The organism is Roseicitreum antarcticum, from assembly GCF_014681765.1.
Classification (GTDB): Bacteria; Pseudomonadota; Alphaproteobacteria; order Rhodobacterales; family Rhodobacteraceae; genus Roseicitreum; species Roseicitreum antarcticum.
The window spans coordinates 2,906,952-2,925,725 of the sequence record NZ_CP061498.1; the positions used below are offsets into that span (position 1 = coordinate 2,906,952).

15 protein-coding genes and 1 riboswitch are annotated in these 18,774 nt (G+C 63.7%); of the genes, 10 read left to right on the forward strand and 5 right to left on the reverse strand.

From position 1 onward, the window contains the following. Window positions 1-59 precede the first annotated feature (59 nt). From metF to H9529_RS13895, 4 genes are all read left to right on the forward strand, one after another. A complete protein-coding gene (gene metF, locus H9529_RS13880; protein WP_092885186.1) occupies window positions 60-929 on the forward strand; it encodes a methylenetetrahydrofolate reductase [NAD(P)H] in 870 nt (289 codons plus the stop codon). 112 nt (window positions 930-1,041) lie between these two features. Further along, window positions 1,042-1,118, forward strand: a riboswitch (SAM riboswitch). 68 nt (window positions 1,119-1,186) lie between these two features. Beyond that, window positions 1,187-2,368, forward strand: coding sequence for an O-succinylhomoserine sulfhydrylase (gene metZ, locus H9529_RS13885; protein ID WP_092885188.1), 1,182 nt, complete (start codon window positions 1,187-1,189; stop codon window positions 2,366-2,368). Between the two features lie 86 nt (window positions 2,369-2,454). Further along, complete coding sequence (gene folE2 / locus H9529_RS13890; RefSeq protein WP_092885190.1) at window positions 2,455-3,555, forward strand: GTP cyclohydrolase FolE2; 1,101 nt, start codon at window positions 2,455-2,457, stop codon at window positions 3,553-3,555. Window positions 3,556-3,804: 249 nt separating this feature from the next. Beyond that, window positions 3,805-5,253 (forward strand): TrkH family potassium uptake protein, encoded by a 1,449-nt coding sequence (locus tag H9529_RS13895; protein WP_092885192.1) that lies wholly within the window; start codon window positions 3,805-3,807, stop codon window positions 5,251-5,253. A gap of 60 nt (window positions 5,254-5,313) precedes the next feature. On the opposite strand, the gene H9529_RS13900 is transcribed toward H9529_RS13895, so the two are convergent. The 4 genes from H9529_RS13900 to H9529_RS13915 form a co-directional block, all read right to left on the reverse strand. After that, a complete protein-coding gene (locus H9529_RS13900; RefSeq protein ID WP_092885194.1) occupies window positions 5,314-6,276 on the reverse strand; it encodes a Stealth CR1 domain-containing protein in 963 nt (320 codons plus the stop codon). Window positions 6,277-6,452: 176 nt separating this feature from the next. Next, window positions 6,453-7,997 (reverse strand): murein biosynthesis integral membrane protein MurJ, encoded by a 1,545-nt coding sequence (murJ, locus tag H9529_RS13905; protein ID WP_092885196.1) that lies wholly within the window; start codon window positions 7,995-7,997, stop codon window positions 6,453-6,455. Then, window positions 7,997-10,909 (reverse strand): [protein-PII] uridylyltransferase, encoded by a 2,913-nt coding sequence (locus tag H9529_RS13910; RefSeq protein ID WP_092885198.1) that lies wholly within the window; start codon window positions 10,907-10,909, stop codon window positions 7,997-7,999. The genes murJ and H9529_RS13910 overlap by 1 nt, the downstream gene beginning before the upstream one ends. Next, complete coding sequence (locus tag H9529_RS13915) at window positions 10,809-12,002, reverse strand: penicillin-binding protein activator (protein ID WP_223814175.1); 1,194 nt, start codon at window positions 12,000-12,002, stop codon at window positions 10,809-10,811. The genes H9529_RS13910 and H9529_RS13915 overlap by 101 nt, the downstream gene beginning before the upstream one ends. Window positions 12,003-12,095: 93 nt before the next feature. On the opposite strand from H9529_RS13915, the gene rsmI reads away from it, so the two are divergent. The 4 genes from rsmI (at window position 12,096) to H9529_RS13935 (ending at window position 15,324) form a co-directional block, all read left to right on the forward strand. After that, window positions 12,096-13,007, forward strand: coding sequence for a 16S rRNA (cytidine(1402)-2'-O)-methyltransferase (rsmI, locus tag H9529_RS13920; protein ID WP_092885200.1), 912 nt, complete (start codon window positions 12,096-12,098; stop codon window positions 13,005-13,007). Next, window positions 13,004-13,360, forward strand: a complete 357-nt coding sequence (locus tag H9529_RS13925; protein ID WP_092885202.1) for a YraN family protein — start codon at window positions 13,004-13,006, stop codon at window positions 13,358-13,360. Before rsmI ends, H9529_RS13925 begins: the two co-directional genes overlap by 4 nt. 84 nt (window positions 13,361-13,444) lie before the next feature. Further along, entirely contained in the window at window positions 13,445-14,389 is a 945-nt protein-coding gene (gene gshB, locus H9529_RS13930) for a glutathione synthase (protein ID WP_176846831.1), read from the forward strand. After that, entirely contained in the window at window positions 14,386-15,324 is a 939-nt protein-coding gene (locus tag H9529_RS13935) for an alpha/beta hydrolase (RefSeq protein WP_092885204.1), read from the forward strand. Before gshB ends, H9529_RS13935 begins: the two co-directional genes overlap by 4 nt. Here the strand turns inward: H9529_RS13935 and H9529_RS13940 are convergent. Then, window positions 15,288-16,808: a YifB family Mg chelatase-like AAA ATPase gene (locus tag H9529_RS13940; RefSeq protein WP_092885206.1), complete on the reverse strand. Its 1,521-nt coding sequence runs from the start codon at window positions 16,806-16,808 to the stop codon at window positions 15,288-15,290. The genes H9529_RS13935 and H9529_RS13940 overlap by 37 nt on opposite strands. Before the next feature lie 188 nt (window positions 16,809-16,996). Here H9529_RS13940 and H9529_RS13945 point away from each other — a divergent pair, with 188 nt between their 5' ends. Together H9529_RS13945 and H9529_RS13950 are read left to right on the forward strand one after the other, a co-directional pair. Further along, window positions 16,997-17,875 (forward strand): RNA polymerase factor sigma-32, encoded by an 879-nt coding sequence (locus tag H9529_RS13945; protein WP_092885208.1) that lies wholly within the window; start codon window positions 16,997-16,999, stop codon window positions 17,873-17,875. Continuing rightward, window positions 17,872-18,684 (forward strand): ChaN family lipoprotein, encoded by an 813-nt coding sequence (locus H9529_RS13950; protein ID WP_092885210.1) that lies wholly within the window; start codon window positions 17,872-17,874, stop codon window positions 18,682-18,684. Before H9529_RS13945 ends, H9529_RS13950 begins: the two co-directional genes overlap by 4 nt. Window positions 18,685-18,774 lie beyond the last annotated feature (90 nt).

The window sequence follows — 18,774 nt, forward strand, 5'->3', positions numbered from 1 at the left end:
GACTTCAGGCTTTGGCGCGATTCGCAACAGGCCGTGTCACGCCGCTGAAAGGGTTTCAAATGTCGACGCCGCGCATCTCGTTCGAGTTCTTCCCGCCCAAATCGCTGGATGCCAGCTTTCGGTTGTGGGAAACGGTGCGGATGCTGGCGCCGCTGAAACCGGGTTTTGTTTCAGTGACTTACGGGGCAGGCGGCACAACCCGCAAGCTGACCCATGAGGCAGTGACCACCATCGGCAAGCAGTTCGGCCTCAATGTTGCAGCGCATCTGACCTGCGTCGATGCCTCCCGGGCCGAAACGATGGAGATCGTTGACAGCTACGCCACGGCGGGCGTGCGCGAAATCGTCGCGCTGCGCGGCGATGCGCCGAAGGATCAGGCCAGGTTCACGCCGCATCCCGAAGGCTTCGCCAATGCGCTGGAGCTGATCGAAGCCCTTGCTGAGACAGGAAAATTTACCCTGCGCGTCGGCGCCTATCCCGAACCGCACCCCGAAGCTGCGGACGACATGGCCGATGTGCGCTGGTTGAAACGCAAGTTCGCCGCCGGTGCCGACAATGCGATCACGCAGTTTTTCTTCGAGGCTGACACCTTCCTGCGCTTCCGTGATGCCTGCGTGCGCGAAGGCATCGACGGGTCGAAAATCATCCCCGGGATTGTGCCGATCGAGAACTGGCAAGGCATCCGGAAGTTCGCAACTGCTTGTAATACCAGCATTCCCGCCTGGATGGACGACGCATTCGACAAGGCAAAGCGCGACGGGCGTGAGGATTTGCTGGCCACCGCGATCTGCACGGAATTGTGCGACAAGCTGTTGGCCGAAGGGGTGAATGACCTGCATTTCTATACCCTCAACCGCCCGCATCTGACCCGCGACGTGTGTCACGCGTTGGGCGTTCAGCCTGACACGCAGTTGGAAAACGTCGCCTGATCCTGGCGCCGCGTCGCCGAAATTCTGTTGACCGCCCCGGGACTTCGGCGTAACTGCCGCTACAGAGGCGGATCTGCCAGCGCAGTATTCGCCCCGGAAAAGGCCTGGCAACGGGCCGGACAGTGGCGCTTTGTTACCGGATTGCGGGCCACTTTAAATAAACCGCTAAAAGGTCAGGGCAGTCGCCCCCGACCTTTGGTCCGGGGGCTTTTTTGTGGTCGGTCGCCCTTTGGAACCGGCCAATGGGGAACGCGGGAATGGCGCAGGACTGGAACAGACGCACGAAACTGATACATGCCGGTGCCCGGCGCAGCCAATATGGCGAGGTGGCCGAGGCGATGTATCTGACCCAAGGCTTCGTCTACCCCACCGCCGAGGCGGCCGAGGCGCGGTTCCTGTCGACCGGTCCGGATGAATTCATCTATGCGCGTTACGGCAACCCCACCGTCGCGGTGTTCGAGGACAGGATCGCCGCGATTGAGGGCACCGAGGACGCATTCGCCACCGCCAGCGGCATGGCGGCGGTGTCTGGCGCGCTGACGTCTATGTTGCGGGCAGGGGATCATGTCGTGTCCTCGCGTGCGCTTTTTGGCTCATGTCTTTATATTCTTGAGGAAATTCTGACCCGCTACGGCGTCACGGTGAGCTTTGTCGATGGCACCGATCTGGACCAGTGGCGCGCCGCGATGCGACCCGAGACGCGTGCGGTCTTCCTCGAATCCGTCTCCAACCCGACGTTGGAGGTAATCGACCTGCGCGCTGTGGCGGAAATCGCCCATGCCGTCGGCGCGCTGGTGGTGGTGGATAACGTCTTCGCAACGCCGGTATTCTCGCGCGCTGTCGAACTGGGCGCGGATGTGGTGATCTATTCCGCGACCAAGCATATCGACGGGCAGGGGCGTTGTCTGGGCGGCGTGATCTGCGGCACGCGCGACTTTATTCGCGGCACGGTAGAACCCTACATGAAGCACACCGGCGGCTCGATGAGCCCCTTCAACGCCTGGGTGATGATGAACGGCCTGCAGACACTGGACCTGCGCGTCCGCGCACAGGCCGACAGCGCGTTGGCGCTGGCCCGCGCACTGGAAGGCGATGCGCGGCTGGCGCGGGTGATCTACCCGGGGCTGGCCAGCCATCCGCAGTATGACATCGCGCGCGACCAGATGACGGGCTTTGGCACCGTGCTGGCGTTGGACGTCGCGGCAGGCAAGGATTCGGCGTTCAAGGTATTGAATGCGTTGGAAATTGCGGTGATCTCGAACAATTTGGGTGACGCGCGCAGCATCGCGACCCATCCTGCGACCACGACGCATCAACGCCTGCCCGAGGATCAGAAACAAGCGCTGGGGATCACACCGGGGCTGATCCGCCTCAGCGTCGGTTTGGAAGACAGCGACGATCTGCTGGCGGATCTGCAACGGGGGCTGGCGCTGATCTGATCGCCGGGCCCAAGCGTTTTTATGTGGAAAGTCACGCGGGGATGCCTATCTGTCCTCAGCCGTGCTACGCAGAGGATATGCGCCCGATGAATATTTATACGCCCGAGATGGATCGTCAGCCCAGCCAAGATGAGGCCGAGGCAGCGCTTGCCGTGTTGAAGCGCTGGGCGGGCAAGGCGTCCGACGCCGAGATCGCGCATCTGGAACCCGCGCTGGCGCGACTGTTGCCGGGGGCTGGCGATGCCGCCTATCCGGTGCTCAACCGCGATTATCCGGCGGCTTTCACGGTGGATGACGCCTATAAAAGGGGCCTGCCGGATCTGCAAAACGGCCCCGCCAGCCTGATCGTGGGTGCGCGGGCGCAGATCCAGCATGTGGGGATTTCCAACTTCCGCCTGCCGATCCGGTTTCACACCCGCGACAATGGCGACCTGACGCTGGAAACCAGCGTGACCGGCACGGTCAGCCTGGAGGCCGAGAAGAAGGGCATAAACATGTCGCGCATCATGCGCACCTTCTATGGCCATGCGGAACGCACCTTCAGCTTTGGCGTGATCGAGGCTGCGCTGGACGATTACAAGGCCGATCTGGACAGTTTTGACGCCCGTATCCAGATGCGATTTTCCTTTCCCATGAAGGTGGAAAGCCTGCGCTCGGGGCTGTCTGGCTATCAATATTATGACATCGCGCTGGAATTGGTGGAGCGTGCCGGGGTGCGGCGGCGGTTCATGCATCTGGACTATGTCTATTCGTCGACCTGCCCGTGCTCGCTGGAACTGTCGGAACATGCGCGCGCCACGCGGGGCCAACTGGCAACGCCGCATTCCCAACGCTCGGTCGCGCGCATCTCGGTCGAGCTGCTGCCGGGCGCAACCCTGTGGTTCGAGGATCTGATCGGCCTGTGCCGCGCCGCCGTGCCGACAGAAACGCAAGTGATGGTAAAGCGCGAGGACGAGCAGGCATTTGCCGAACTGAACGCCGCCAACCCGATATTTGTCGAGGATGCCGCCCGGTCCTTCTGCGCGCGACTGCAAGCGGACGCCCGGATCGGTGATTTCCGTGTGGTGGCAAGCCATCAGGAAAGCCTGCACAGCCATGATGCCGTGAGCGTGCTAAGCATGGGCGACACGTTCGCCGCCGAAAGCCTGGACCCCAAGCTGTTCAACACATTGTTCCACGTCGGTTGAAGCCGCGCGATGTCGGGCGGGCAGGGCGGCCATATGGGCTGCTTTGGCCCCCGTCTGTTCGCGACCGACCAATGGATACTTCAGGCCACCGACCTGCTTTGGATCAATGCGTTCAACGGCTTGCTTTTGTGCCTGCGTCAGGGCGCGCCGCGTTGGGCGTAAAACAACGGCGTGGTGTTGAAGCGCCATGCGCTGCGGCCAGGATGCAACCGCTTGACAGGCGCGGCGGGGTGGGTATGTCGTGGCGCCATGTATGACATCCGCCCCGTGGGTTACATTGTCGGTCTTTTGACGGCATCGCTGGGCGTGCTGATGCTCTTGCCCATGGCGACCGATCTGGTCGCGGGCAATGACAACTGGCTCGTTTTCCTTGAATCGGCGATCGTGACGGTGCTGGTGGGCGGCCTGATCGCTGTGGCCTGTCTGAACGGCGTGACCGGCGGGCTGTCCTTGCAACAATCCTACATGCTGACCACCGGCGCCTGGGTGGTGATGCCCGCTTTCGGCGCATTGCCCTTCATGTTGGGCGCACCCGGCGTCGGCTGGGTTGATGGGTATTTCGAGGCGATGTCCGGCATGACCACCACGGGCGCGACCGTGTTCGTCGGGCTGGACGCCATGCCGCCGGGCACGCTTTTGTGGCGTTCGCTGCTTCAATGGCTGGGCGGGCTGGGGATTATCATCGTTGCGCTGATCTTTCTGCCGGTGATGAAGGTCGGGGGGATGCAGTATTTCCGGTCCGAGGGGTTTGATACCCTTGGCAAGGTGCTGCCGCGCGCGCTGGACATCTCGAAGGCATTGGTCGAGGTGTATCTGGCCCTGACACTGGCCGCGGCGGTGATCTATGCGGTGCTGGGCATGACGGTGTTCGATGCCGTGAACCACGCGCTGACCACGATTGCCACGGGCGGGTTTTCCACCAGTGACCAATCCTTTGCACATTTTGGCGCGGGGCCGTCCTATGCTGCCGTTGTGCTGATGATCCTGTCGGGCCTGCCCTTCATCCGCTATGTGCAGCTTATGAACGGGTCGCTGCGCCCGCTGTTCGCTGATATCCAGATTCGCGCATTCCTGCGCTGGATCGGCTATGCCACGGGGCTGGTGCTCGCTTACCGGCTGGCGACCTCGGACGTGGGGGTCGAACTTGCGGTGCGCGAAAGTCTGTTCAACGTGGTCACGCTGTTCACGGGCACTGGCTACAGCTCTGCCGATGTGGCGTCCTGGGGCGATTTTCCGGTGCTGGTGGTGGTGCTGGCGGGGTTCGTCGGGGCCTGTACGGCGTCCACGGGATGTTCCATCAAGGTGTTCCGCTATCTGGTGTTGATCGAGGCGATCAAGGAACAGATCCGCCAGTTGCGCAGCCCCAACCGCGTCGGCCAGATCCGGCTGGACGGGCGGCCGCTGGGCGAGGATGTGATCAGCTCGGTCGTGGTGATGTTCACGCTGTTCATCGTGACCTTCGGCATTCTGGCGGTGCTGCTGTCGATGACCGGGCTGGAGACCCGCACCGCGATCACCAGCGCCTGGACCTCGATATGCAATGTCGGCCCTGCCTATGGCCCCGAGGTCGGCCCCACCGGCGCCTTCGATACCTTTCCCGACAGCGCGAAAATGCTGATGATCCTGGGCATGGTTCTGGGACGGTTGGAGCTGTTGACGGTGCTGGTGCTGTTCACCCGCCGGTTCTGGCAGGGGTAAGCGGCCCGCGCGTGCGTCCCCAAAGGCATGGCATGGGGCGCGTACCTGTGAACGGCGGCGCTACGCGCTGATGGCGCGCTCTATCCAGTCGCGGGTGTCGGGGATCGCGGCCTCTAGCTGCGGCAGATCGTTGATGCACAGGAATTTCGACGTGGGAAGGGTGGCGCGGCGCAGGTAGGCGCGCACCTGGTCCAGCGGGTAGTCGATCACCGCGCCGGTGCGCAGGTGCAGATGGTCTGCGTCGGTGTGCAGATGGCAGGCCCCGGCGCGGATACAGGCGTGATTGTGCAGCCCGCTGGGAAAGAACTGGGACAGGTCGCGGAAGCGATGCGCAATATTGGCGTGGAAGGTGTCGGGCATCTGGCGGTAGAGATCCGCCATGACCGACCGGCGTGCCGGGTGTACCACATGCGCGCTGTTGAACAGATGCGCTGCGTCGTACCCGATCAGGCGGGCCGCGTTGATCTGGACGAAATGGTGCAGCAGCGCGGGATCCGCGCGCGCCGCCGGGTCGGCAGCGATCACGCTGTAATCCACCCATTTGCCGCGCAGCACCGGCATTCCGTCGCGAAACAGGTCCGACGGGTCGAGCCGCGCGGTCAGGAAGACATCGTCGTTGAAATAGACAAATTGTTCGGACAGGCCGGGGATGCGCCAGAGCATTGTCTCGATGCTGAGCGAGTTGAAGGTGGGCAGTGCATCGGTCAGGCCCGCGAAGACCTCGCTATGGTCTATGATCGCTATCTTTTCCCGGAAGCTGTGGGGCAGGGCGGACAGGTCGGGCGTCTGGCGGTCGGTGACAATCCAGATGCGTCGCAGCCATGGCGCGTGGTTCGCTATGGACCGCAGGCAATAGGCCAGTTCATCACCCGAGCCCCAGCGGTGCGCGTTGATCGCATTTTCATGCAGTGGTGTCGCCGTGGTGGCCTGCGCCGCATGGCGCCGCGCCAGATGCAGGGGGTCGGCGCCATCCACCCATGTGATGACGGCATCGGTGCCCGGCGCTTCGCTTGGGGGGATCATTGCCGAGGGCACCCTTCGTGAAAATTTCAACGCAGCGTAAGATAGTGCGTGGGCGCATGAAGGTAAGGGTTTTGTGACGCCAAGCCAGCGTTTTGGCATGTGATGTCATTGGAATTTCAAGCGCGGGGCGGCGGTCCCCGCGTGATCGCGCGTCGTGATCGCGCATCGTGGGCGCCTCAGCGGTTGCGCCGCATGGCCGACCGGAAGTCCGACAGACGGAAAGCACCCAGCGCGACCCCCGATGCCCCGTAGCAAAGCGCGCCTGCCGCGATCAGCCCGGCCAGCGCGACATATCGGACATGCGCCTGCATCAGCCAGGGTTGCAGTACCGAGGCGAGCCCATAGATCACAGCGCCCATCACGGCGGCGGCGGCGACGATCCGCCAGGCACGCTGGCGCAACCGTGCATCCGGGCGCGCGGCCAGATCCATGGCGCGTGAGCCTGACCACAGCTGCCACACCATCGTCCAGCCCGCGACACTGGTGCCGATCGCGGCGGCGATATATCCGATGAAGGGCGCCAGCCCTATGGCGATCACCGCATTCACGATCATCGCCACGACGGCGTAATTGAACGGCCGACGGGTATCTTCACGCGCGAAAAACAGCGGTTGCAGTACCTTTTGCAGAACAAAGGCGGGCAGGCCCAGCCCGTAGACTGCAACGGCCAATGCGGTCGCGGTCGTATCCTCGGGACCGAACTGCCCGCGTTCAAACAGCACGCTGACCAGCGGCACCGAGATCACCGCCAGCGCCACGGCGCAGGGAACGGTGATCGCCAGGCTGAATTCCGTCGCGCGGTTGAACGAATGTCGCCCGCCCGCCGTATCGCCGGTGCGCAGCTTGCGCGACAGATCGGGCAGGAGCACCACCCCGATGGCAATGCCCACGACGCCCAGTGGCAACTGGTACAGCCTGTCGGCATTGTAAAGCCAGGCAACCGCGCCGTCAAAGAAGCTGGCGACCTGACGGCCCACCAGCAAGTTGACCTGCACCACCCCGCCCGCAAGCATTGCAGGGGCGGCGATGCGCGCCAGTTGCCGCAGATCCGGCGTCAGGCGCGGGCGGACCAGCGGGATGCGGAACCCCGCCCGGCTGGCCGCCACCCATAACATGCCAAGCTGTGCGACACCGGCCACCGGCACCGCCCATACCAGGGTTTCCCCCACCGGCCAGCCCATCGCCCCGCCCAGCAGAAGCGCGGCCACGAACAGCACGTTCAACAGCACCGGTGCCGCGGCCGCAGCCGCAAAGCGGCCCATGGAATTCAGCACGCCAGACAACAGCGCGGCAAGCGAAATGAACAGGATATAGGGAAAGGCGATGCGCCCGTAATCAACCGCCAGATCGAACCGGGCATCCCCCAAAAAGCCGCTGGCCATGGCCAGCACCAGCCAGGGCATGCCCAGAATGGCCAGCGTGCTGAACACGATCAGCACGGTCGCCAGCCCGGAGAAAGCTTCGCGCGCAAAGGCTTGCGGGTTGTCACCCCCCTCGACCTTCTTCGAGAACATGGGGATGAAGGCCATGTTGAACGCGCCTTCGGCAAAGAACCGGCGGAACATGTTGGGGAGCGAGAAGGCGATATAGAACGCCTCGGCCACCGGGCCCGTGCCAAGGTAGGCGGCAATCATCACATCGCGCACGAAGCCCAGCACACGGCTGAGCATTGTCCACAGCCCGACCGTCAGAAAGCCGCGCACCAGCCGGATGGGTGCCATCAGCGGCGGGCCCGTTCCGCGCCCGCCGAGATCGCTTCGCGCAGTCGGCGCTCCAGCGCCTCTTGTTTGGATTTGGCGTGCAATTTCAACCCGAACATGTCCTTCACATAGAAGCTGTCGACGACCTGCACGCCATATGTCGCGATCACAGCACTGGCAATATAGATATTCTGCGCCGCCAGGGTACGCGTCAGGTCAAACAGCAGGCCGGGGCGGTCGCGGGTGTCGACCTCGATGATCGTATAGATCTCGGACCCTTCGTTGTCGAAAGTGACCGAGGTGGGCATGCGGAAGGCGCGTTCGCGTTTCTTGACCTTGTCCTTGTCGGCCAGCGCCACGCCCGCGACGACTTCGCCGGCAAATGTGCGCTGGATCATGCTGCGCAGGCGGGGCAGGCGTGCATCCTCATAGGGGTGGCCATCGGCATCCTGGATCCAGAACACGGCGGTGGCATAGCCATCCTTCGAGGTATAGGTGCGCGCATCCACCACATTCGCCCCGACCAGCGCCAACGCACCTGCGAGGCGCGAGAAGATGCCCGGGTGGTCGGCCAGCGCAAAGCACGCGCGCGTCGCGTCGCGGTCGGTGTCGGGGTGCAGGTCGATGCGGATTTCATCGTCGCGGATCCCGCGCAGCATATTGGCAAAGATCGTATGCGTCGTCGTGGTCAGCCCCTGCCAATAGGGCCCATAGTGGCGCGCAGTCTCGATGCGCAAATCCTTGCGCTCCCAATCTGGCAGCGCTGCGCGCAGGGCGCGTTTGGCCTCGCTTTCGCGCTTGTCGCGGTTCAGATCCTCCAGCCCGGTGTCCATGGCCGTCGCGGTCTCACGGTACAACTGGCGCAGCAGCGCGGCCTTCCAGTTGTTCCAGGTGCCGGGGCCAACGCCGCGAATGTCGCAGACAGTCAGCACGGTCAACAGGTCCAGCCGCTTGTGCGTCTTCACTGCCTTGGCAAAGTCGCGCACCGTACGCGGGTCCGAGATATCGCGCTTTTGTGCCACGTCAGACATCAACAGGTGATAGCGCACCAGCCATTCGACGGTTTCGCATTCGTCCGGCGTCAGGCCGAGACGCGGCGCAAGGCGGCGGGCGATCTGTGCCCCGATGATGGAATGATCCTCGGGGCGGCCCTTGCCAATGTCATGCAGCAGCAGGGCGACATAAAGCACCTTGCGGTTTACGCCCTGCTTGAGGATGCGCGAGGCGATGGGCAGTTCCTCGACCAGTTCCTCCCGCTCGATCTGCGCCAGCGTGCTGACGCATTGGATCGTGTGTTCGTCCACCGTATAATGGTGGTAGACGTTGAACTGCATCATCGCCACGATGTTCTCGAACTCCGGAATGAAGGCGCCCAGCACGCCCAGTTCGTTCATCCGGCGCAGTGCGCGTTCGGGGTTGCCGTGCTTCAGCATCAGGTCCAGCAGGATGCGGTTTCCTTCACGGCTGTCGCGAACCGTGGCGTCGAAACCGTCCAGATTGGCCGCGATCAGCCGCATGGCATCGGGATGCAGCAACAGCCCGGTGCGCAGCGATTCCTCGAAGATCCGCAACAGGTTCAACGGATCGGCGACAAAGGCATCGGAATCGACCACATTCAGCCGGTTGTGCACGATGACATAGCCATCGCGCACTTTCTTGCGGCGGCGGAACAGGCCGACCAGCATCGGCTCACGCTTCACCAAGCGCTGTTCCAGCCCGGTCAGGAAAATGCGCGTCAACTCGCCGACGCGGGTGGCGTGCCGGAAATAGGCCTGCATGAAATGCTCGACCCCCCGGCGCCCGGCGTGGTCGAAATAGCGCATGCGTTCGGCAACCTCGACCTGGATGTCGAAGGTCAGTTGTTCGACCGGGCGTTTGGCGATGTGATGCAGGTGGCAGCGTACCGCCCAGAGGAAGGTTTCCGCGTCACGGAACGACTGGTATTCCTCGGCAGTGAACATGCCGGTATCGACCAGTTCGGCCGCCTGTTCCACCTGGTGGATATACTTGGCGATCCAGTACAGGGTTTGCAGGTCGCGCAGGCCGCCTTTGCCCTCCTTCACGTTGGGTTCCAGCACGTAGCGTTGGCCACCCTGCTTGCGATGCCGTTCGCCGCGTTCGGTCAGCTTGGCCTCGATGAATTCCGAGGCGGTCGAGCTGAAGATATCCGACCAGAGGCGGGTCTTCAGTTCGACTTGCAAGGCGGGGTCGCCCTCCAGGAACCGATGTTCCAGCAGGGCAGTGCGGATGGTGTAATCTTCGCGCGCCAGCTTGATGCAGTCGCCGATGGTGCGGCTGGCATGTCCGACCTTCAGCCGCAGGTCCCACAGGATGTAGAGCGTCGCCTCGATCACGCTTTCGGCCCAGGGCGTCACCTTGTTTGGGGTGAGGAACAACAGATCCACATCGGATTGCGGCGCCATTTCCGCCCGGCCATAGCCGCCGACGGCAATCACGCTGAGACGTTCGGCATCCGACGCCTTCGGGTTGGGATGCAGGCGGAGGCGGGCAACCTTCAGCGCGGCGGTGATGACCAGGTCGGTCAACCAGGTCTGTGCCCGGACATAGGACCGCGCGTCGCGCGGCGCAGCGCGCAACGCCTCTTCCAGTCGGGCATTGCCGGTGCGCAAGGCATCGGCCAGCACATCGACAACCGCCTTGCGGATCGCGCGGGCATCGCCGGGGTCTGCGACGGCGCGTTGCAGCGCCTCTTCAAGTGCCGCGCAATCGCTATCCGACAACGGCGTGCAGATCAGCGGGGCATCCGGGTCGGTGGCCGGTGGCAGGGCAAAGACATTGCGGGTTGGCTGCGCTGTGGTGTCGGGTATCAGATCAGAACCCTGATCCGGTGAAGCTGCGTGGTGCCGGGTCAATGATGACCACCTCGTTGTTTTCAATGGATGCGATGGCCAGTGCGCGTTCGTTGGTGCCATCGCTGCGCAGCCGGAACGCACCATTCACGCCCAGAAAGCCCGAGCCTTGGGTCAGTGAGGCGCCAGTCAGTGCATCGCTGCCGCCATTGCGCAAGAGCGCACCGATGGCCGCGACCCCGTCATAGCCTAACCCGGCAATGGGGTGGGGCGCGGTGCCGTAGGCGGCCGTGTAACGCGCCTCGAACTGGCTGGTGAGGGCCGGGTCGGGCAGGGCGAACCAGCCGCCTTGAACGCCGCTCAGGCTGAGCGTGGCGGCAGGAATGTCCCAGCGCGTCAGGCCCATGAACTGGTAATTCGTCGGACCCACACTGTTTTCGGGCAGCAGTTGCGCCAAGAGCGGCAGCGCCCCGGCGGTATTGGCGGTGAAGAAGATCGACTGCGCCCCGCCCGACCGCACGGTGGATGAGATCTGCGGCAGGGCATTCACAACCCCTTGCTGCGAGAATTCATAGGTCACGGTGCCAGTCAGGCTGGCGGCTGTGCGGCCAGCAGCGGTGCGGATCGCGGTTTCGGCGATCTGGCCCTCGGCTGTGCGTTCCGCGACAATGGCGACGCGGCCCTTGCCCTGCGAAACAGCATAGGACAGCATGCGCTGCGCGGTATTCTCGAACGTTGCGCCTAAGACGAAGACATTGCCGCCTGCGATGTCGGTGTTGTTGGAAAAACTCAGCACATTGATGTTGCGCTGTGCCGCAACGCGGCCCGCGGCAGCGGCGGCATCGCCGAAGACCGGCCCCAGGATAACAGCTGCGCCGTCAGAAATCGCCTGTGCCGTGACTTCGGCGGCCTGAGCGGGGCTGCCCGCCGTGTTATAGACCCGCAGGTCGATCTGCACGCCCTGAAGATCCGCGATCGCCATGCGGGTGGCGTTTTCAAGATTGGCGGCCAGCGTGTTGCGGCCTGCATCCGCCGATCCGCCAGGGACCAGCAAGGCCACCGTCACCGGCGCATTGGGGTTGACCCTGGGTCCGGCCGTCGGACCCATCGCGCCGGGCGCACATGCTGCAACAAGCGCTGCGAGCCCCAGAAAACCGGCAGATCTGCGTGCCGCAAAGCGCACGTGACCGATGATCCGTTTTGTCATAGACAGCATGAAGACCCCTTGTGGACGGTATTGGACGGCAGGTTCAACCCTGAGTGTTAGTGTTTCCGCCCGCCGAAGTAAACTTAGGAATGGAAGTTGAAGATGTCGTTAATCCCCGAATCCGGCGATACTGAAGATGTTGGAGGGGGGGGTGGCGCGCGGCGCTCGGGCCCGCCGCCGCCGGGACTCTATTTCATCGCGACTCCGATCGGGGCGGCGCGCGACATTACCTTGCGCGCGCTGGATCTTTTGCGGGACGGCGATGTGCTGGTTGCAGAAGACACGCGCAGCCTGCGGCGACTGATGGAGATCCACGGCGTGCCGCTGGCCGGGCGGCGGGTGCTGGCCTATCACGATCACAACGGCAGCCGCGCCCGTCCTGCCCTGCTGGCCGCGCTGGCCGAAGGCAAAACGGTGGTCTACGCATCCGAAGCGGGCACGCCGCTGGTGGCCGACCCCGGCTATCAACTGTCGCGCAGCGCGATCGAAGCGGGTCATCCGGTCTTTGCCGCGCCGGGGCCATCCGCCGTGCTGGCGGCGCTGACTGTGGCGGGGCTGCCGTCAGACCGCTTCTGCTTCCTGGGGTTCGCTCCGCCGCAAATGGCCGCGCGCCGGGCCTTCCTTTCCGAGGCACGGTCAATCCCCGCAACACTGGTATTTTATGAAAGCCCGAAACGGATTCACAAATTATTAAATGAAATGGTGTCAGTGTTGGGGGCAGAGCGCGGGGCGGCCGTGTGCCGCGAACTGACAAAACGGTATGAAGAGGTTGTGCGTGGGTCCTTGGCAGAACTGTCAGCGCATTTTGCGCAGCACGAGGTCAAGGGCGAACTCGTGGTGCTGGTGGACCGTGGGCAGCGCGATGTGGTGTCCGATCACGATCTGGAAGCGGCATTGAAATCGGCGCTTGCAGGGGCGTCGCTGCGTGAAGCCGCCGCACAGGTGGCGCAGGATCTGGGATTGCCGCGGCGACAGGTTTATCAGGCTGCTTTGGCAATGGAGGTGAAGGAATGACGGGGAAAGTGTCCTATCACGCGGGGTTGGCGGCGGAAGATGCCGTCTGCGCACTTTATGAACGCGCCGGGCTGACGGTCGCGGCCCGCCGGTGGCGTGGCATGCGCGGCGAGATTGATCTGGCGCTGCGCGACGGGCCCTCGTTGATTTTCGTCGAAGTCAAGAAAAGTCGCGACTTTGCGCGGGCGGCGGCTTCGCTGGGCAGCGCTCAGGTCCGGCGCCTCTATGATACGGCGGCAGAGTTCATGGCGACGGAACCCGGCGGCCTGAATACTGATGCGCGGTTCGATGTGGCCCTTGTCAATGCGGCGGGTGAAATATCCATTCTGGAAAACGCGCTATGTGCCGCTTGATGCAGCGGCTTCCCCGCTGCAAGTGATTGCATCCGGCTGGAAGCTGGGTCATCAAGGGGTATTAAACCAGCTGGCGGAGTGGGTATGCCCCTGAGAGTAGCCTTTCAGATGGATCCGATCGGATCCGTCAATATTGACGCTGACAGCACCTTCCGTCTGGCGGAAGAGGCGCAGGCGCGCGGTCATGAGCTGTTTTTCTACACCCCCGACAAACTGAGCTGGGATGAAGGCAGCGTCCGCGCCAGGGCGCAGCGGATGACGGTGCGGCGGGTGCAAGGTGATCATGTCACGTTGGCCCCCGAGGAAGACGTTGATCTGGCCGATGTCGATGTGGTGTGGCTGCGTCAGGACCCACCGTTTGACATGGGATATATCACGACGACGCATTTGCTAGATCTCATTCACCCAAAGACGCTGGTGGTGAATGATCCCTTCTGGGTCCGTAACTACCCCGAGAAGTTGTTGGTGCTCCGCTTCCCCGACCTCACCCCGCCGACCATGATTGCCCGCGATCTGGCCAGTCTGCGGCAGTTCAAGGCGCGGCATGGGGATATCATTCTCAAGCCGCTTTACGGCAATGGCGGCGCCGGGGTGTTCCGGCTGGACCCGAACGACCGCAACCTCGCCTCGCTGCACGAGATGTTCTCGGGCTTCAACCGCGAGCCCCTGATCGCGCAGAAGTTCCTGCCTGCGGTCTCAAAAGGCGACAAGCGCGTGATCCTCGTGAATGGGGAGCCTGTCGGCGCGATCAATCGCGTTCCGGCGGAGGGCGAGACCCGGTCGAACATGCATGTTGGAGGTCGGCCGGAGAAGGTGGCCCTGACCGCGCGCGACCGGGAAATCTGCGCCGCGATCGGGCCGGTGCTGCGCGAAAACGGGCAGGTCTTCGTCGGCATAGACATCATTGGCGACTGGCTGACCGAGATCAACCTGACGTCTCCCACCGGCATCCAGGAGCTGGAGCGTTTCGACAATGTGAATATTGCCGCAAAGATCTGGGAAGTGATCGAGGCCAAGCGCGCTAAATGAGCTGGCAGCTCAAGGTTCTGCGCGTCTTCCTGCGCCGGGTCGCGAAGCGGGGGTTGCGTCGATATGCTGATTCGGTCGTGGCGCGCCGCTGGTTTGACCGTGGCGCGTTGCTGAATGCGCGGGGGCGCCCGGATCGCAGTTTCATCGCCGATCGCTTGATGGGACCGGACCGGAACGTTGACGCGCTGTGGACCGCAGCCCCGCAGGGCGATGACCCCATTGTCCTGTATTTTCACGGCGGCGGCTATATCATGGGAAGCCCGCGCACTCATGCGGCCCTCGCACGGTATATTGGACGCAAATCGGAAGCGGTTGTCTGCCTTCCCGCCTATCGTCTGGCGCCCGAACATCCCTTTCCAGCGGCATTTGAGGATGCCGTTTTGGTATGGGAGGCATTGATGGCGCGCGGCATCCACCCCAGCCAGATCGTGCTGGGGGGCGATTCGGCGGGTGGCGGGCTTGCGTTGGCCCTGCTCGGCCACCTGTGCGCCCATGACCGGCCGCGTCCGGCGGGGCTGTTCGCCTTCTCGCCCTTCACCGATCTGACCTATCAAAGCCCCTCGTTGGTGGAGAATGCCGGGCGTGACATATTGTTGCCGCCGCAGCGCCTGCAACGCCTGAGCCAGCGCATCTTGCAGGGTGGCGATCCCGCGGATCCGCGCATCTCGCCCTTTTTCGCGTCCTTTCACGGCGCGCCGCCGGTGTTTATCCAGGCTGCCCGGACAGAAATCCTGCGCGATGACGCCCTGCGCATGGCGGACCGCCTGCGTGCGTTCGATGTGGATGTGCGCTGCGATATCTGGGGCAATCTGCCGCATGTCTGGCAGTTCTTCCACGGCTGGCTGCCTGAGGCGCGCGCGGCCCTGCGCGAAGTGGCCGGGTTCATCCGCGCCCGCCGTCAGTCGGTGCCTCTGGAGGGACCAATCAGCCGGTAGCTGATCGCCTCGGCGATATGGCGGTATTGCACTGTAAGCGCCCCATCCAGATCCGCAATCGTGCGCGCGACGCGCAGAATGCGATGATAGCCCCGCGCCGTCAGCCCGAAACGCGCCGCCGCCTGTAACAGCAGCGCCTTTCCGGCGGTGTCTGGTTCCGCGATCTGTTCGAGCAGCGCGCCTTCCGCATCGGCATTCACGCGGATCGTGTCATACCCGGCATAGCGGTCGGCCTGAACCTGACGCGCCGCCGCAACGCGGGCGGCGACCTGCGCCGAGGAATCGCCCGAGGGTGGCAGGTCCAGATCGGCGAAGGCCACGGGAGGCACCTCGATGCGCAGGTCGAAACGGTCCATCAGCGGGCCTGAGATCCGGCCGAGATAATCCTCGCCACAGGCGGGCGCGCGCCCGCAGGCACGCGCCGGTTCGGTGAGATAGCCACATTTGCAGGGGTTTGCCGCCGCGATCAGCAGAAACCGGCAGGGGTAGCGGACATGGGCATTGGCGCGCGCCACGACGACTTCGCCGGTTTCGACAGGCTGGCGAAGGGTTTCCAGCACGGTCCGTGGAAATTCGGGAAATTCATCCATGAACAGCACGCCGTTGTGCGCCAGCGAGATTTCGCCGGGTTTGGCGCCGCGCCCGCCGCCCACGATGGCCGCGACCGATGCGGTGTGATGCGGCTCGCGGAACGGCCGATTGCGCGAGATGCCGCCTTCGTCCAGCAAGCCCGAGATCGAGTGGATCATCGAAGTTTCAAGCGCCTCCAGCGGTGTCAGGTGCGGAAGGATGCCCGGCAGCCGCGCGGCCAGCATGGATTTGCCCGACCCGGGCGAGCCCACCATGAACATGTGATGGCGCCCGGCGGCAGCGATCTCAAGCGCGCGCTTCGCCCGTTCCTGCCCTTTCACATCGCGCAGGTCGCGGGTGCCGGGCGCACCGCTGACCTCGCCGGGCCGCGCGGCGGGGATCACGGATTTGCCGTTGAAATGGTTGATGACCTCGATCAGGCTAGAGGCGGCGATGACGGATGTCGCCTCGACCCATGCTGCCTCGGGGCCGCAGGCGCGCGGGCAGACCAATTGCCGGTCCACGGATGCGGCGGCGACGGCGGCGGGCAATGCGCCGATCACCGGGATCAGTGCGCCGTCCAGCGACAATTCCCCCAACGCGACGGTTTCGGCCATCTTGTCGGCAGGGATGATATCCAGCGCGGCCAGCAGGGCCAGCGCCACCGGCAGGTCGAAATGCGAGCCTTCCTTCAGCACATCGGCGGGCGACAGGTTGATGGTGATGCGTTTCGCGGGCAGGGCGATGGACATGGCAGACAGCGCGGCGCGCACCCTTTCGCGCGCTTCGGACACGGCCTTGTCGGGCAGGCCCACGATGTGGAACGCGGGCAGTCCGGCCGACAGGGCGCATTGCACCTCGACGATCCGCGCCTCGACCCCTTCAAACGCGACGGTATATGCCCGCGCCACCATTCGCTTACCCCGCACCGAACCCTGATTAACCTTATCGCCGCAATGGTTTCGGATTGGTTAACGGAGCTGGGCAGGGCTGACCTGCCCGGGCAGCCGCGCCAAGACTGCAAGTGATCCAACCGTAGCGCACGCCCGTATTACGTTTTGTTAATCTAGTGAACAGAGCCATTTTACCGGGGGGTTTAGATATGGCACTTGATGGGTTTGACGACCGGGCGATGTCGCGTAAAGCGATGAAGGCAGAGTTGCTGGATGCCGAAACCGAACTGAAGCTGGCCTATGCTTGGCGCGATCAGCGCGACGAAGAAGCGCTGCACCGCCTGATTACAGCCTATATGCGGCTGGCGATCTCCATGGCCTCAAAATTCCGGCGCTACGGCGCGCCGATGAATGACCTGATTCAAGAGGCTGGATTGGGCCTGATGAAGGCCGCCGACAAATTCGACCCTGATCGCGGTGTGCGATTTTCGACATATGCGGTCTGGTGGATCAAGGCGAGCATTCAAGATTATGTGATGCGCAACTGGTCGATGGTGCGCACAGGGTCAACTTCCAGCCAGAAATCTCTGTTTTTCAACCTGAAACGTGTGCAGGCGAAGCTGGAGCGTGAGGCCCTTGCGCGTGGCGAGACGCTGGACCAGCATCAGCTGCGCGAACAGATCGCCCACGAAGTCGGCGTGCCGCTGCATGATGTAGAGATGATGGAGGGTCGGCTTTCGGGCTCTGATTACTCGCTCAACGCGACCCAATCGTCCGAGGATGAGGGCCGCGAATGGATCGACGCGCTGGAAGATGAAGGTACGCAGGCGAGCGAGCGGGTGGAGCAACGCCATGACGCCGCGCAGTTGCGGGAATGGTTGCTGGTCGCGCTGAACGCGCTGAATGAGCGGGAGCGTTTTATCGTGCGTGAACGCAAGCTTCGCGATGCGCCCCGAACGCTGGAAAGCCTGGGTCAGGAATTGGGCTTGTCAAAGGAGCGTGTGCGTCAGCTGGAAGCCTCGGCCTTCGCCAAGATGCGGAAAACGCTGGAAAACCAGTCGCGCGAGGTGCATAGCCTCATCGCATGAAAACACTGATTTCAGCGATTGCAGTTTGGGGTGCCGTGGGCAGTTCGCCACTTTCGGCGGATGAAATAACGGCGGATGGGTTGACGGCCCTCGTGGCCGCACAGGTTGTGGTTTTGGGCGAGGTCCATGATAATCCGCAGCACCACGCCAACCAGGCCGCCGCCGTGGCCGCCATCGCCCCTGCCGCTCTGGTGTTCGAGATGTTGACGCCGGAACAGGCAGCAGCGGATTATTCGGCCGTGCTGGATGATCCGCAGGCCATGGCCGAAGCGTTGGGGTGGGCTGAAAATGGCTGGCCTGATTTCGCGATGTATCACCCGATATTTGTCGCCGCGCCGCAGGCCACCCTTTATGGCGCATGGGTGCAGCGTGACGCGGCGCGTGCGGTGTTTGAACGGCCCTTGGCGCAGGTTTTTGAGGGCGATGCCGCGCGTTTCGGCCTGAATGGTGCTTTGCCTGCTGATCAGCAGACCGCGCGTGAGGCGATGCAGATGGCCGCGCATTGCGACGCTTTGCCCGCCGAAATGTTGCCCGGCATGGTGGCGGTGCAACGGCTGCGCGATGCCGTGCTGGCGCAATCCGCCTTGCAGGCGCTGACGGATACCGGCGGACCGGTCGTGGTGATTACCGGGACAGGCCATGCACGCGATGATTGGGGCATGCCGCATCTGCTGCGCCGCGCGGCGCCCGATGTCACCGTGATCTCGGTCGGTCAGTATGAGATCACCCCACCCGAAAGCCCACCGCACGACTTCTGGGTTGTGACCGACGCGACGGAACGCCCCGACCCCTGCGATGCGTTTCGCTGACGCCTGATGGCCGCCCTGCACAGGGCCGACCGCGCGCACAGGCGCGCTGGTCGCGTGCCGAACCTGCCCATTCATGCAAGGCGCGCGTGC